Annotated in this window: 13 protein-coding genes; 10 read left to right on the forward strand and 3 right to left on the reverse strand. The window is 62.1% G+C overall.

What is annotated here, in order from left to right; translation table 11 throughout:
• Positions 1 to 47 precede the first annotated feature (47 nt).
• The 8 genes from fliD (at position 48) to AC6H4Z_RS02735 (ending at position 6612) form a co-directional block, all read left to right on the forward strand.
• The gene (gene fliD / locus AC6H4Z_RS02700) at positions 48 to 2711 is read left to right on the forward strand and encodes a flagellar filament capping protein FliD (RefSeq protein ID WP_497545197.1); all 2664 of its coding nucleotides are present in this window, start codon (positions 48 to 50) and stop codon (positions 2709 to 2711) included.
• A gap of 16 nt (positions 2712 to 2727) precedes the next feature.
• Positions 2728 to 3126 (forward strand): flagellar export chaperone FliS, encoded by a 399-nt coding sequence (fliS, locus tag AC6H4Z_RS02705; protein ID WP_497545198.1) that lies wholly within the window; start codon positions 2728 to 2730, stop codon positions 3124 to 3126.
• Between the two features lies 1 nt (position 3127).
• Positions 3128 to 3574, forward strand: a complete 447-nt coding sequence (locus tag AC6H4Z_RS02710) for a hypothetical protein (protein ID WP_497545199.1) — start codon at positions 3128 to 3130, stop codon at positions 3572 to 3574.
• Between the two features lie 77 nt (positions 3575 to 3651).
• The gene (locus AC6H4Z_RS02715) at positions 3652 to 3975 is read left to right on the forward strand and encodes a flagellar protein FliS (RefSeq protein ID WP_497545200.1); all 324 of its coding nucleotides are present in this window, start codon (positions 3652 to 3654) and stop codon (positions 3973 to 3975) included.
• Positions 3976 to 4104: 129 nt separating this feature from the next.
• Positions 4105 to 4419 carry a flagellar biosynthesis anti-sigma factor FlgM gene (locus tag AC6H4Z_RS02720; RefSeq protein WP_497545201.1) on the forward strand — a complete coding sequence of 105 codons (315 nt, stop codon included), beginning with the start codon at positions 4105 to 4107 and terminating at the stop codon, positions 4417 to 4419.
• Between the two features lie 36 nt (positions 4420 to 4455).
• Complete coding sequence (locus AC6H4Z_RS02725; RefSeq protein WP_497545202.1) at positions 4456 to 4833, forward strand: response regulator; 378 nt, start codon at positions 4456 to 4458, stop codon at positions 4831 to 4833.
• Positions 4834 to 4845: 12 nt separating this feature from the next.
• On the forward strand, positions 4846 to 5538 hold the full coding sequence (locus AC6H4Z_RS02730) for a hypothetical protein (protein WP_497545203.1): 693 nt from the start codon (positions 4846 to 4848) through the stop codon (positions 5536 to 5538).
• Positions 5539 to 5667: 129 nt separating this feature from the next.
• A complete protein-coding gene (locus AC6H4Z_RS02735) occupies positions 5668 to 6612 on the forward strand; it encodes a TIGR01777 family oxidoreductase (RefSeq protein WP_497545204.1) in 945 nt (314 codons plus the stop codon).
• A 93-nt stretch (positions 6613 to 6705) separates the two neighbouring features.
• On the opposite strand, the gene AC6H4Z_RS02740 is transcribed toward AC6H4Z_RS02735, so the two are convergent.
• From AC6H4Z_RS02740 to AC6H4Z_RS02750, 3 genes are all read right to left on the reverse strand, one after another.
• Positions 6706 to 7488: a LytR/AlgR family response regulator transcription factor gene (locus AC6H4Z_RS02740; protein ID WP_497545205.1), complete on the reverse strand. Its 783-nt coding sequence runs from the start codon at positions 7486 to 7488 to the stop codon at positions 6706 to 6708.
• Entirely contained in the window at positions 7488 to 8729 is a 1242-nt protein-coding gene (locus AC6H4Z_RS02745) for a sensor histidine kinase (RefSeq protein WP_497545206.1), read from the reverse strand. The genes AC6H4Z_RS02740 and AC6H4Z_RS02745 overlap by 1 nt, the downstream gene beginning before the upstream one ends.
• A 230-nt stretch (positions 8730 to 8959) precedes the next feature.
• The gene (locus tag AC6H4Z_RS02750) at positions 8960 to 10783 is read right to left on the reverse strand and encodes an amidase (RefSeq protein ID WP_497545207.1); all 1824 of its coding nucleotides are present in this window, start codon (positions 10781 to 10783) and stop codon (positions 8960 to 8962) included.
• A gap of 506 nt (positions 10784 to 11289) precedes the next feature.
• On the opposite strand from AC6H4Z_RS02750, the gene AC6H4Z_RS02755 reads away from it, so the two are divergent.
• Entirely contained in the window at positions 11290 to 11544 is a 255-nt protein-coding gene (locus AC6H4Z_RS02755; protein ID WP_497545208.1) for a hypothetical protein, read from the forward strand.
• Positions 11537 to 12469: a prohibitin family protein gene (locus AC6H4Z_RS02760; protein WP_497545209.1), complete on the forward strand. Its 933-nt coding sequence runs from the start codon at positions 11537 to 11539 to the stop codon at positions 12467 to 12469. Before AC6H4Z_RS02755 ends, AC6H4Z_RS02760 begins: the two co-directional genes overlap by 8 nt.
• Positions 12470 to 12527 lie beyond the last annotated feature (58 nt).

Consider the following 12527-nt stretch of genomic DNA (forward strand, 5'->3'; position numbering starts at 1 on the left):
GGCTTCGCCGGTTCCGGGACGCTAGCGTTTTACATGAGGGAACCACGATGACGACAACGCCGCTGGGAACAATCCAGGGTCTTGCGAGCAACGTGCAGTGGCAGGACCTGATCGATCAAATCATGACGCAAGAGTCGGCTCGCACTCTTGCGCCTGTGACCAACCAGATCACGACGGCGCAAACTGGCGCCGGTGCCTGGCAATCGTATCAAACGCTCGTCGCTGCCGTGCAGACGTCGGCTGCGTCGTTGCGCGACACTGCATTCGATGCCGTGAAGACGGCTGGTGGTACCACTACCAGCGGTCAAACTGTCGTTTCATCTACCGCCACTGCAGCAGCAGCACCCGGCACCTACAGCACGGAAGTTCTTTCGCTCGCGACAGCCGACAAACTCGGCGGCAAGCTCGTGCCGGATGCGACCGCACCGCTCCATCTCCCGGGCGAGTTCTGGGTGAATGGACGGCGTGTGAATGTTTCCAGCGACGCGTCGCTTTCGACGCTGCGCGACATGATCAACGCGCTCAACACGGGCGCAACGCCAACGGGCGTCTCGGCGACGGTTCTCAGCCTTGGATCGTCGGGCAGCCGTCTCGTACTCTCTGCTGCTGCGCCAGGTGCCGGTGGCATTCAGCTCGCCGACGGTTCGTCAGGCGTGCTGTCTTCGCTTGGCCTCGTCGATCCGTCAGCCGCGTCGGAAACGACAGCGAACGGCGGCGCGCAATCGTATCGCTTCTCTGATAGCACGACAGCGATCGGCACGCTGCTTGGGACGACCGCGCTTCCGGCGTCGACAAACATCATCGTCGGTAACACCACTGTCGCTGTCGATCTGTCTACGGATTCGCTCGACGCGATTCGTCAGAAGATTCAGACAGCTGGCGTGAATGCGAGCCTGTCCACCGTGAGCGCCAATGGCGGCACGATGTCGCGCCTCGACATCACGGCACCGGTGTCCGCCGTTCCAGGGAACGCGGACAGCCAGCGCATCGTGCAGTTGCTCGGCTTTGCTCCGGGGCGCACGGGTGTCGCGCAGTCGCTTACAGACACGAGCGCATGGACCGATGGTTCGTCGGCCCCAGCCACGAGTGCGACCGCGCTCTCTGATCTGCGCGTCGGTGGCGCAGCCGCCGGACTCGGTGCCGGCGACTCGATCGTGATCTCCGGAACGCGCGGCGACGGCGTTGCTGTTTCCACCACGCTGACGCTCACCGGAAACGAGACGGTCCAGTCACTACTCGACAAGCTGAGCGCCCCGACGGCATTCGGGAACGCGGCTCGCTCGGCGACGGTGAGCATTGGCGCAGACGGCACGCTCAACCTGACCGACAACACGGCTGGTGCATCGCAGCTCTCGCTGGCGATGGTCGTGCGCAAGGCGAACGGTGCGACCGCGAGTCTCGGTCAGATGTCGGCGCAGACCGTCGGCTACGACCGCGAGCTGTCGCACGGTTCTGACGCGTCGTTGCGTATTGATGGAACGCTCATTACGCGATCCTCTAACACGATTTCCGACGCGATCCCCGGTGTCACGTTGAATCTGCTCGCGGCGGCGCCAGGATCTCCGGCGAACGTCACGGTCGCGCGCGATACCGATAGCATGGCCAACGCGGTGAAGTCGCTCGTATCCGCGTACAACGCGACGGGCGCGTTCGTGAAGTCGCAGACCGCGCAGGGCGGAAGTCTGCCGTATAACGTCAGCCTTCGCGCGTCATTCCGCACGCTCACCGAGAGCCTTCTTCAGGACGTTCCTGGGGTCACCGGCACGTTCAACAACCTGAATCAGGTTGGAGTGGCGGTCGACAAGAACGGCGTCTTCTCGGTGGACAGCGACAAGCTGAACGCCGCGCTGTCGTCGAATCTCGGCGATGTCAAAGCGCTGTTCGCACGTACGGTGACGGCGACGGCTGGCCTGACGTACATGTCCGACACGACGAAAACGAAGTCGGGCACGTACGCCGTCAACATCACGGCACCGGCCACGCAGGCGACCTTCACGGGGCTCGGCTTCAGCGGAACGTATACCGATTCTGGTACGCCGGATCAGATTTCCATCGTCGACGGCTCGTCGCTCGCGACGGCATCGGTTTCGCTCGCGACTGGTGACACGCTCGCGTCGATCGTCGACAAGCTGAACGCGGAATTCACGACGCAGAAGATGTCGGTATTCGCGGAAGCGACCACCGACGGCCAGTTGCAGATCAAATCGAAGGGATACGGCAATTCGGCACGCTTGAGCGTCGGCTACGGAACGGGCGCGGCGAACGCGCTGACGCAGCTCGGCATCACGGCGGGATCGATGGCAGGTACCGACGTCGTCGGCACGATTGGCGGTGTTGCCGCCGTGGGCGCCGGCCAGAAGCTCACCGGTGCGGCAGGCAGTGACGCCGACGGCCTTTCGATTCTCTACACAGGCGCCGCCGCAGCTAGCGGATCGATCACGTACTCACTCGGCATGGCCGGCTACATGTCCAACTTCGCCGACGCGATTGCGCGAAGCGGAGACGGACTCGCGGCGGACATGTCGGACAATCTGCAACACCAGATCGATACGCTCACAACGCGATCGACTGATATTCAGGCACGTCTCGACCAACGCAAGGCCGCGCTCACGGCGCAGTTCACCCGCATGGAATCCGCATTGGCGGTGATGCAGGCTCAATCCACGACGCTCGCGAACCAGATTAAATCGCTTCAGTCGTCAAGCAACTGAGCCGATAAGTAGTTGTATGAGCTATGCATCTGCCGCGGTTGCGTACCGCGAACGGGACGTCCTGACCGCTGCCCCCGGTCGCCTGGTCGTGATGGTGTTCGACCACCTGCTCGTCAGTCTTCGCCGTGCACGGTTCGCGATGGAAGCGAACAACATCGAACTCCGTGTGGAGTCGATCGCCAAGGCGCGTGAGGCGGCGATGGAACTGCTCGTCACGACGGACGTCGATCGTGGCGGCGCGATTGCCAGCAATCTTCGCGCGATCTACTCGTATCTAGTTCGCGAGCTCATGACGCTCGGAACTCGAAGCGACGTTGCCAAGATCGACGGCTTCATTCGCATCGTCACCGATCTTCGCGACGCGTTCGCGACCATCACGACGACTGACGCATCCGCGCGGGTTCCCGCAGCGTAAGATGCTTGCGACGCGGACCAGCGCGATTGCGCGCCACGTGGAAGCCGCCAAGAGTCTGCTGCTCGAATTGGAGCGACAGGCGGCTACCGCGATGGACGCACTGGGCCGCGACCAGAACACGGAATTCTTCGCCGCGGTCGACGACCGAACGCGGACGCTCGAACGACTCGACGACATCGTAGAAGCGATCGTTCAGGAACGAGCGTTGGCTGCGGCCGAACAGGCTGGCCAGCCCGATCCCGCAACGAAGGCGCTGCTTGCGGAGATGGCGCAGGCCGCCGCGAACGCGCTCGAGTCTCATGAGCTGCTGACGACAGAAACTCGCCGGGAACGAAACCGGCTTGCAGAGGTGCACGCGCGTGCGGGACGCCCCGACGCGGTTGCACACCAGTATGCGGCGACGTCGTCGCAGGGCGGACGTGCGCGTACTTTTTCGGTCAGCGGGTAACGACAATGGTGGAGTCAGAGGTTCATCCCAACCCCAGCGTCGGCGCGCTGAGGGATGCTTCGTCTGCGGCGCAGTCGATGGCGACCCTCCTGGCCGACACGGGGATTCCGGCTCAGTACGACCAGTTGTTGAGCCATTTGGATGGTGCCGAGGCTGAGTTGGCGGCCGGCGGTTCGGCGGGTCGAAGTCGGCATCTCGAGGAAGCGTCTGGGATCGTCTTCGACCTGCTGTATGCCCTGGATTTCCGTCGTGGTGGAGAGCTGGTGCCGCGTTTGGCCGCTCTGTACGGGTATATCGGGAATCAGTTGCTGAATGTTGGCCGCACCGGGGATCGGGCCCATTTGGCACATCTTCGCGACATGATTGCGACACTAAAGCAATCCTGGGAGATCGGCGAGTAAGGTATTGGCGTGAGGTGGTGTGCCGCCGCGTGAGCCGATGCGGCGTGCGGCGTACGGCGGGAATAGGTGGTGAGGCGCGCCCCTAAAGTTTTCCGCCCCTTCTCCGATACTCATCCACGGAGGAAATACATGCATATCTATTCGAAGCAGACCGGGCCTGTGCGTCCGGACACGACGACCCGTACATCGCAAACCGCAGACGTCGCGGATGCCGATGCTATCCGTTCTGTACCACCCACGGGCTCGAGCTCGGACCGGTCGGACAAGGTCTCGATTTCGGATGCCGGTCGCGCGCTTGCCGCTCGCGACGGCGGTGCGGACACGTCCGCGCTCGATTCCGCTCGCGCGGGTCGCATTCGCGACCGCGTCCTGAGCGGCGCATACGATACTCTGGAGGTGGTTGACGCGGTGGCGCGCCGACTCCTCGTCAGTGGCGATCTCTAACGTCGCCGTCAGCTTTACAAACTGGACCATTCACCAATGAAGTTCCTCGTTGTCGATGACTCGCTCACGATGCGTCGCATCATCATCAACGCCCTGCAGCGCATTGGCTACAACGATGCGATCGAGGCGAGCGACGGAAAGGAAGCCCTCGAAAAGTTCGATGGCAGCATCGGGTTCGTCATCACGGATTGGAACATGCCGAACATGAGTGGCATCGAGTTCGCTCGCGCCATTCGCTCCGACGCAGTTCGCGGCTCCGTTCCCATCCTCATGGTTACGACCCGCGGCGCACGCGAAGACATCGTGTCCGCCGTCGAAGCAGGCGTGAACAACTACATCCTGAAACCCTTCACTCCCTCCGTGCTCAAAGAGAAGATCGATCGGCTCATGGCCGGCATGGGAGCAGCAGCCTAAGGACACGAATACATGAGACCCGCGGAAGAGCTCCTATACGACTCGGAAGCGTCGTTCAGACTCGTCGATCACGCGATCGAAGAGCTGAGCGCCTCTGGTGCAGAGCTCGATCGCGAGGCGACGGGTTTCCTCGCGCACGTGATGACGCAGCCCGGCGGATTCGCCGAGCTCTCGCGGACACTCCTCCGTGCGTATGCGGAAACAGCCGGGATCGTCGGCCGGTTCCGTGAAACGGCCGGAATGCTCGACAGCAGCGGAATCGACAAGCTGCAGCAGATGCACGGCCACCTTCGCGAAGTGTCATCGGCGACCGAAACGGCCACGACGGACATTCTCGACGGCCTCTCGCGCGCTGGCTCAGTCGTAGAACAGCTCGACTCTGCCGCGACGCTCACCGACGCCGAACGCCATCAGATGGCGAGCTCGCTGCGCGAAGAGCTGAGCAACGTCGTGAACCATCTGCAGTTCCAGGACATCACCGGTCAGCAGCTCAAGCACATCGGCAACCTGCTCGGCGACATGAACCGCCGCATCACGCAGGTCGTGAAGATCTTCTCCCCGCCGACGGTCACCTTTGCGACCGATCCGTCGATTGCCGCGGCGTCCGTTCCGCGCGACGCCAGCTACCCGGACGTCATCGATCGGGAAGGGCAGGCAGTAGCCGACGAGATCTTCGCCATTCGGGGCACCCGCAAGACGGCCTGAGCTCGGAACGGCTGCCCATCGCGGCGGCCGCCAGCAGCCCGTACCTTCGGTTGTCGTTCCACAGCAGGCGGCGCGATCCGTGCACCGACGCGTCCCGACTCCCGAAAGGCCCGATCGACCCGTGTTCGCATGACAACTGGCGTGATCCAAGGCCGTGAGACGCCGATGAAGTTGGTCGTCGCGATCTCCGGCTCCAGCGGACTCATTGGGTCAGCTCTCGCGCGCCGCGTCGAAAGAACTGGCGGCGAAGTTCGTCGTCTCGTGCGCCGCGCCGCGCGCTCGCCCGCCGAAATATCGTGGGATCCGGTGCGCGGAACGATCGACGCCAAAGCACTCGAGGGAGTCGACGCCATCGTCAATCTCGCCGGCGAAAATCTCGCGCAGCGATGGACCGACGCGATCAAACAACGCATTCGCGACAGTCGGGTCCAGAGCACCACGCTGCTCGCAAAGACGGTCGCGTCGCTCGACCGAAAGCCGCGCGTTTTCTTGAGCGGCTCGGCGATCGGCGCTTACGGGAATCGTGGCGACGACCTTCTCGACGAATCGAGCGCGCTCGGCAACGACTTCCTCGCGTCGGTGTGCAAGGATTGGGAAGCAGCGGCCGCGCCGGTGATCGATGCCGGGATTCGGCTGGTGAATCTGCGCACCGGGATCGTGCTGTCACGCGACGGCGGCGCGCTTCCGAAGATGCTGCTTCCGTTTCGGTTTGGCGTCGGTGGCAAGATCGGATCGGGACGACAGTGGATGAGTTGGATCGCGCTCCCCGACTACGTCGATGCCATCGCGTTCTTACTGAGGACCGAGGCCATTCACGGCCCCGTGAACCTCGTCGCGGTCAATCCTGTGACGAACGATGAGTTCGTCCACACGATTGCTCGCGTACTCGGCCGGCCCGCAATGTTTTCCGTGCCCAGTTTTGCGCTGAAGCTGATGATGGGCGAGATGGCCGAAGACACCGTGCTCGCGAGCCAGCGCGTGGTGCCTCGCAGGCTGCTCGACGGAGGATTCGAGTTCACTTTCCCGACGCTCGAATCAGCGTTGCGCTTCGAGATCGGGACACCTAGGCGCTAGATACTGGGCGCTAGAGATTCGGAAAAAGGGTCGGGAGCCGCAATCGCCGCTCCCGACCCTTCACTATTTCTAGTGCCTAGCGACTCATGTCTCCTATGCGATCAACGCACTCAGTCGATCGCTGAACACTCGACTCGCGGTCAGTCGCGTTCCATCGCGCATGATGACGATGTATTCGCCATGGAACCACGGCTCGAGCTCCTTGATGCGATCGATATTCACGATCGCCGAGCGGTGGATGCGCACGAAGATTTTGGGATCGAGCTTCGCTTCCATGTTCTTCATGCTTTCGCGAAGCAGGTGTGCTTCGCTCTTCGTGTGAATCTTGACGTAGTTGCCCGACGCCTCGACCCAATCGATTTCCTCGGTGCGCACGAAGAACACTCGGCCGCTCGACTTCACGATCAGTCGCTCCGGGTATTTCCGCTCCTCACGCAGTTCTTCGAGCAGCGAGACGAGACGTGAGTCGATCACCGGCCCCTTCTTGGCGACGATTTGCGTCCGAGCCCGGTCGAGGGCCTTCTCGAAGCGCGTCTGATCGAACGGTTTGAGCAAGAAGTCGAGCGCGTGAATTTCGAAGGCGCGGAGAGCGTGCCCATCATGCGCCGTCACGAAGACGACTTCGGGAATGCGTGCCGGATCCAGATTCTCGATGACCTCGAAGCCATCCATGCCGGGCATCTGCACGTCGAGGAAGACGAGGTCGGGCTGCGCGCGCTCGATCGTCTCGACGGCCGAAGCCCCGTCGGGACACACGGCCACGATGTCAACGTCGGGCTGCAGGCCGAGGAGCGACTGAATGCGGTCGCGGCCGAGCTCTTCGTCGTCGACGATTACGGTGCGAATCTTGGTCGGTTCGGTGCCGGGGTGAGTCATCAGTCTGCCGCCGCTCGCTCGTAAGGGTGAAATGGAATTGCCATGCTCACGCGAACGCCTTCACCAGGCGCGCCGCGCAGCGTGAACTCCTGACGGTCGCCGTAGAGATGCGCCAATCGCTGACGCGTGCTCGCGAGACCAACGCCTTCCTTATGTCCAGCGCGCAGGCCGCGGCCGTCGTCGATGACGTCGCAGCGCAGCAGGTCGCCGTCTCGTCGAACGGAAATGGCAACCGCGCCGTGGCCGACATCGCCAAAGCCGTGTCGGAAGGAGTTCTCGACAAGTGGTTGTAGGAACAGGTTCGGGACGCGCGCGTCACGCGTCTCGGGGTCGACATCGACGGTGACCTTCAGGCGATCACCGAAGCGCATGCTCATGATCTCGAGATATCGCTGCAGAAAGTCGAGCTCCGCTTGAAGCGGTACTTCCTGCGCGCCGATGTTCTGCAACGACATACGGAGCAGATCGCTCAGCGCAACGATCATTGAATCGGCGCGACGCACGTCCTTGTGCATGAGCGCGGAAATCGAGTGCAGCGTGTTGAATAGAAAGTGCGGCTGCAGCTGCATCCGCAGCATTTGCAACTGTGTCTGCGCGAGGCGCGTCTCCAGCTGCGCGGCGCGCAGCGCACGGTCGCGCGACACGCGGTAGTACACGACTGCGTGATGGAGCACGACGATCGCGCAAAAGACGAGTGCGTCGAGCACCGTCCACGATAGCAGTGACTGTCCGAACAGCTTAGCGAGCGCCGCGAACGAGATGCTCGGTCCGAGTGCGACGGTGGCCAGCGAAAAGAGCGCGACATGGACCACGACGAACGTGACCATCGCGAGCAGCTGCATGCCCAGATTGCGGAGATTCGGTCGCCCCCATACCGGGAAGCGCTTGGCGACGAACATCACCACCGGCGTGAGAAGCGCCCAGGCGTACGTAAAGATGAGCTCGGCAGGCAGCAGCTGGGCGAGCGACACCGGGTAGCCGACGAGACGACTATAGAAGTACCGCTCGATGGAGTAGAGCAGGCCGATGACCGTCGCAACGCCAAACAGCGCGAGCGTGAAGCCGAGTTGGCGTTCACGCACCGCGCTCTGGTCGGCGGCGCCGGTGAGCCCGAAAATGCTGTACTCGCCCGTCTGGGCCGTCGCATCGAGCTGCGCGGTGATCCGCGACAGGCTGAGCGGAGTAGGTCTGGATCGCAACGTCGTCAGAAAATCCGCTTCCGGTGCTGGGGAGGCTGACATCGTATGGGGAGGCTGGCCGGCGATTGGTGGCGCGACTGCCCACAGGTCACTACTTGGATCGCACGCCGGTAGTTTCGTACCGGCATCTGACCATTAGACACGCAACGCCATCGAAGTGTTGCGCCGTCCCTGTAGAGGTTTTGTAACCCGGGCCAGCAGCCAGTATAGAAACGAAAAACCCCTCCCAGGTCGGCCGGAAGGGGTTGCTCGCACGCATTCAGTCGTATGCGTTAGGCAAACTGCGGCGGGTGCTTCTTGTGGAAGTCGGTTGCCTGCTGGAAGGCGTGGGCGACGACGAGGTTCTTTTCGTCCTGGAAGATCGGGCCCATGATGTACATGCCGGTCGGAAGCGGAATCTGGGGCGGAGGCGGTGCTGCCGGCGCCGCGCCGCGAGCGGTATCAGCGCCGCCGCGTCCGTCGCCACCGCGACCTCTCCCGCCGCCACCACCACCACCGCCGCGACCCTGCTGAATGGCGAAGCCCGTCGGCACGATGATCGACGGCGTGCCGGTGATGTTGGTGACCGACGTGTTCTCCTGCGGCGTCACCACGACATCGTACTTGGAGAAGAGGTCCCACATCTGCTCCATCGCGCGGACGCGGACGCGATTGGCATTGATGTAGTCGACGGCTGGAATGAACTGCGCCGTGCGGAAGGTGTTCGGCCAGGTGCTGTAGCTCTCGAGCTCCTTGATGTGGCTGTTGAGCGTATCGGGCTCGAACGCGGCGCCGCATTCTGAATTCAGAATGATAGAATCCAAATAGCCGTAATTTGGCGTTGGCGCTTCGATGGCCTCGAGCTTCGCGCCCAGGCCCTCGAGCACCGTGAGGAAGTTCATCGCTTCGGCGTTTGGCGTCGTCGTGCCGTCGGCCGCGCGTCGCTCGAAGTTCGCTTTGATGTACGCGATCTTGAGCGACGAGAGCTTGGTGCCGGCGTTCCAGTTGAACGGATACGACTTCACCGAGTAATCGACCCCGTCCGGCCCCTGAATGGCGTCGAACACCAGAGCGCAGTCCTCGGCGCTACGGCAGATTGGGCCGAGTTTGTCCGTCGTCCACGAGAGCGCCATGGCGCCGGTGCGCGGAATGCGACCAAACGATGGCCGGAAGCCGCTGACGCCGCACGTGCGCGACGGCGACGTGATGGAGCCGTTCGTCTCTGACCCGATGCTGAAGCCAACGCACCCTGCAGCAGTCGCTGACGCTGGCCCGGCCGACGATCCACTTGCTCCAGGACTCAGCTGTTCGGGGATCCACGGATTGCGCGTGTAATCCTTCCACCAATGGTTGCCCTGCGCGAGCGAACCGAGCGTCAGCTTGGCGACGAGGATCGCGCCAGCTTCGTCGAGACGCGTGACGACTGGCGACTCGTAGTCGAATTGCTGCGTTTGATAGAGCCCGGCGCCCCACGTGGTCGGATAGCCTTTGACGGCGAGGAGATCCTTTGCGCCCCACGGAATGCCGTGCAGCGGTCCGCGATACTTGCCGCGCGAAATCTCCGCGTCGAAATCCTTCGCCTGCTTGAGCGCGCGCTCTTCGGTGAGATTTACGACGAAGTGCAGTTGCGAATCGAACCGCTTGAGCCGTGACAAGTACATCTCCGTCAACTCACTCGGCTTGACCTTCCGCGTGCGAATCATTTCGGAGAGTTGCGTCACCGGCGCGTACGCGAGCTCGTCGAGACTTCCTGGTCGCGCCATCACGGGCACTTTGCTACGTACCATCAGCGCTTTCGACTTCTTCGCAAGCTGCTTCCCCGGTGGCACGACGTCGAACACGATCGACGGCAGCACGCTCTGGTCGAGCGGCTCCTTGTGCAATTGCTGAATGTTGCCGCGCATTTGACGCAGCCCGTTCAGCATTGCAGTACGCTCGTCGTCCGAGAACGACAGCCCGGAGAGCTGTTCTGCCGAGGCGATCATTTCCTTGGTGATCTCGGGGCCCTGCTGCCCTTGTGCCTGTCCCCACAGCACCCCGGGAAGGAGCGTCGCACCGAGTCCGATCGAGCTGAAATAGGCCATGAAGGCCCGGCGGTCGTAGTTCGTGTCGGTCATGAGAGAGGAAGGGTTTGCGACCAATTCGCGTCGGCAAAAAGGTGCGCGAGATCGGGCGGGGCGCTAGGAGAGTCGGCAAAAACTAACGGCCGTCTATCGTATCAACGCGGTGATCGGTTCGATCGTTCGATCGAGAACAGCAAATTTGGACCACAGAGGACGCAGAGGTCGCAGAGGACTACGCTGCATCGCAAACGGACAGAGTTCTTCTCTGTGCTCTCTGTGTCCTCTGCGGTTCAAATTGCAGTTGTCTGGAAACCGAACCGGCAATTGGACCACGAAGGACACGAAGGGCACGAAGAAAAACACTGATCGAGACATCAACTTTGTGATGCGTCCCAGTGCCTGCCCTGAGGCAGTCCTTCGTGTCTCTTCGTGTCTCTTCGTGATCTTCGTGGTGAACTGCCGCCCGCAGGCCACAAGACGCGTGCCGGCCCAGTTGGGCTCCCTGACGGCCTCGCCCTGAAACTTCCCGGCAACCACCTTCGTCATATTCCACGAAGCATATGACAGAAATCATCATCGAGAGTGTCCTCTTCGTCGCGCTGCTGGCGACTGTGGGCACTCTTTTCTATTACCTGCTCATGTACTTCACACCAGTTGGCGAGAAGCGTCGCCAAACGCAGAACCGGAGGCGGCTCGACAACGCGGCCGACCTGGTGTGTCCCATTCACGGGCCGCGACAATCCACGGATCTGGTACGCCTCACCAGCGGGGAACTGATGTGCCCCGAATGCTACAAGGAGACCATTCATGGGTAGCTCGATCGGCGATCGCTTGTCGTCCGTTGGATTCGGCGGCAACACTGGGGGCAGCGACACCGGGCGTAAAATCCGGCGCGTGCTCATGCTGATCGTTGGACTCGTCGTCGCGTTGGTGCTGTTGCCGACAACGATCACGTATGTGAATCCTGGTTACGTCGGTATCGTGATTCACCGCGCCGGCGGTGGCGTCGATAAAACGCCGCTCGGCCCGGGGTTGCACCTGAGAAACCCGCTGACGACGGGAATCGAGGAATACCCGGTGTTCATGCAGACGCTCGTGCTGGCCAAGGGCGCGTCGGAAGGCTCGTACGCGAACGAGGAGATCAACGTCAACAGCAAGGAAGGACAGCCCATCTCACTCGACGTGTCGATGAGCTTCGAGCTGGATCAGGACAAAGCACCTGGTCTCTATTCGACCTTCCGCCGAGACATCACGACCATTCAGCATGGATATGTGAAGCAGTCCATTCGCCAAGCACTGCAGGAAGTGGTTGGCAATGAAGAAATCGCCGCGGTGATCGGGCCCAAGAAGGCCGAGGCGGTGAATCAAACGCAGGCGCTGCTGTCGCAGCGGCTGGCGCAGTACGGATTGATCGTCAAGCAATTCACGATCAATGAACTGCGTGCACCGCCGGCAGTGATCGAGGCCATCAATCAGAAGAACGTGATGCAGCAGCAGGCGCTCACGGCGCAAAACGAGCTGCAGAAGAACACGTTCCAGGCACAGGGCGACTCGATCAAAGCCGCGGGTCAAGCGAAGGCGATTCTATCGCTCGCAGAATCGCAGGCGAAGGCGAACGATTTGTTGAGTCGCAGCGTCACCGCCAACCTCGTGCAATACGAGATGGCTAAGAAGTGGGACGGCAAGATGCCGCAGGTCTCGAGCGGCGCGATTCCGCTGCTGCAACTCGGAAAGCCGTAGTCTTTCAATCCAGAATACAAAAGCGGGCCGAGTCATTGTTGACTCGGCCCGCTGTTCG

Source organism: Leucogemmata humicola, assembly GCF_055379415.1.

Excerpts from the sequence above, each read along its gene's own strand:
- fliD (WP_497545197.1), top strand. The coding sequence starts at position 48 with ATGACGACAACGCCGCTGGGAACAATCCAGGGTCTTGCGAGCAACGTG.
- AC6H4Z_RS02730 (WP_497545203.1), top strand. The coding sequence starts at position 4,846 with ATGAGACCCGCGGAAGAGCTCCTATACGACTCGGAAGCGTCGTTCAGA.
- AC6H4Z_RS02710 (WP_497545199.1), top strand. The coding sequence starts at position 3,128 with ATGCTTGCGACGCGGACCAGCGCGATTGCGCGCCACGTGGAAGCCGCC.
- AC6H4Z_RS02745 (WP_497545206.1), bottom strand. The coding sequence starts at position 8,729 with ATGTCAGCCTCCCCAGCACCGGAAGCGGATTTTCTGACGACGTTGCGA.
- AC6H4Z_RS02755 (WP_497545208.1), top strand. The coding sequence starts at position 11,290 with ATGACAGAAATCATCATCGAGAGTGTCCTCTTCGTCGCGCTGCTGGCG.
- AC6H4Z_RS02740 (WP_497545205.1), bottom strand. The coding sequence starts at position 7,488 with ATGACTCACCCCGGCACCGAACCGACCAAGATTCGCACCGTAATCGTC.
- AC6H4Z_RS02725 (WP_497545202.1), top strand. The coding sequence starts at position 4,456 with ATGAAGTTCCTCGTTGTCGATGACTCGCTCACGATGCGTCGCATCATC.
- AC6H4Z_RS02715 (WP_497545200.1), top strand. The coding sequence starts at position 3,652 with ATGGCGACCCTCCTGGCCGACACGGGGATTCCGGCTCAGTACGACCAG.
- AC6H4Z_RS02750 (WP_497545207.1), bottom strand. The coding sequence starts at position 10,783 with ATGACCGACACGAACTACGACCGCCGGGCCTTCATGGCCTATTTCAGC.
- AC6H4Z_RS02720 (WP_497545201.1), top strand. The coding sequence starts at position 4,105 with ATGCATATCTATTCGAAGCAGACCGGGCCTGTGCGTCCGGACACGACG.
- fliS (WP_497545198.1), top strand. The coding sequence starts at position 2,728 with ATGAGCTATGCATCTGCCGCGGTTGCGTACCGCGAACGGGACGTCCTG.
- AC6H4Z_RS02760 (WP_497545209.1), top strand. The coding sequence starts at position 11,537 with ATGGGTAGCTCGATCGGCGATCGCTTGTCGTCCGTTGGATTCGGCGGC.
- AC6H4Z_RS02735 (WP_497545204.1), top strand. The coding sequence starts at position 5,668 with ATGACAACTGGCGTGATCCAAGGCCGTGAGACGCCGATGAAGTTGGTC.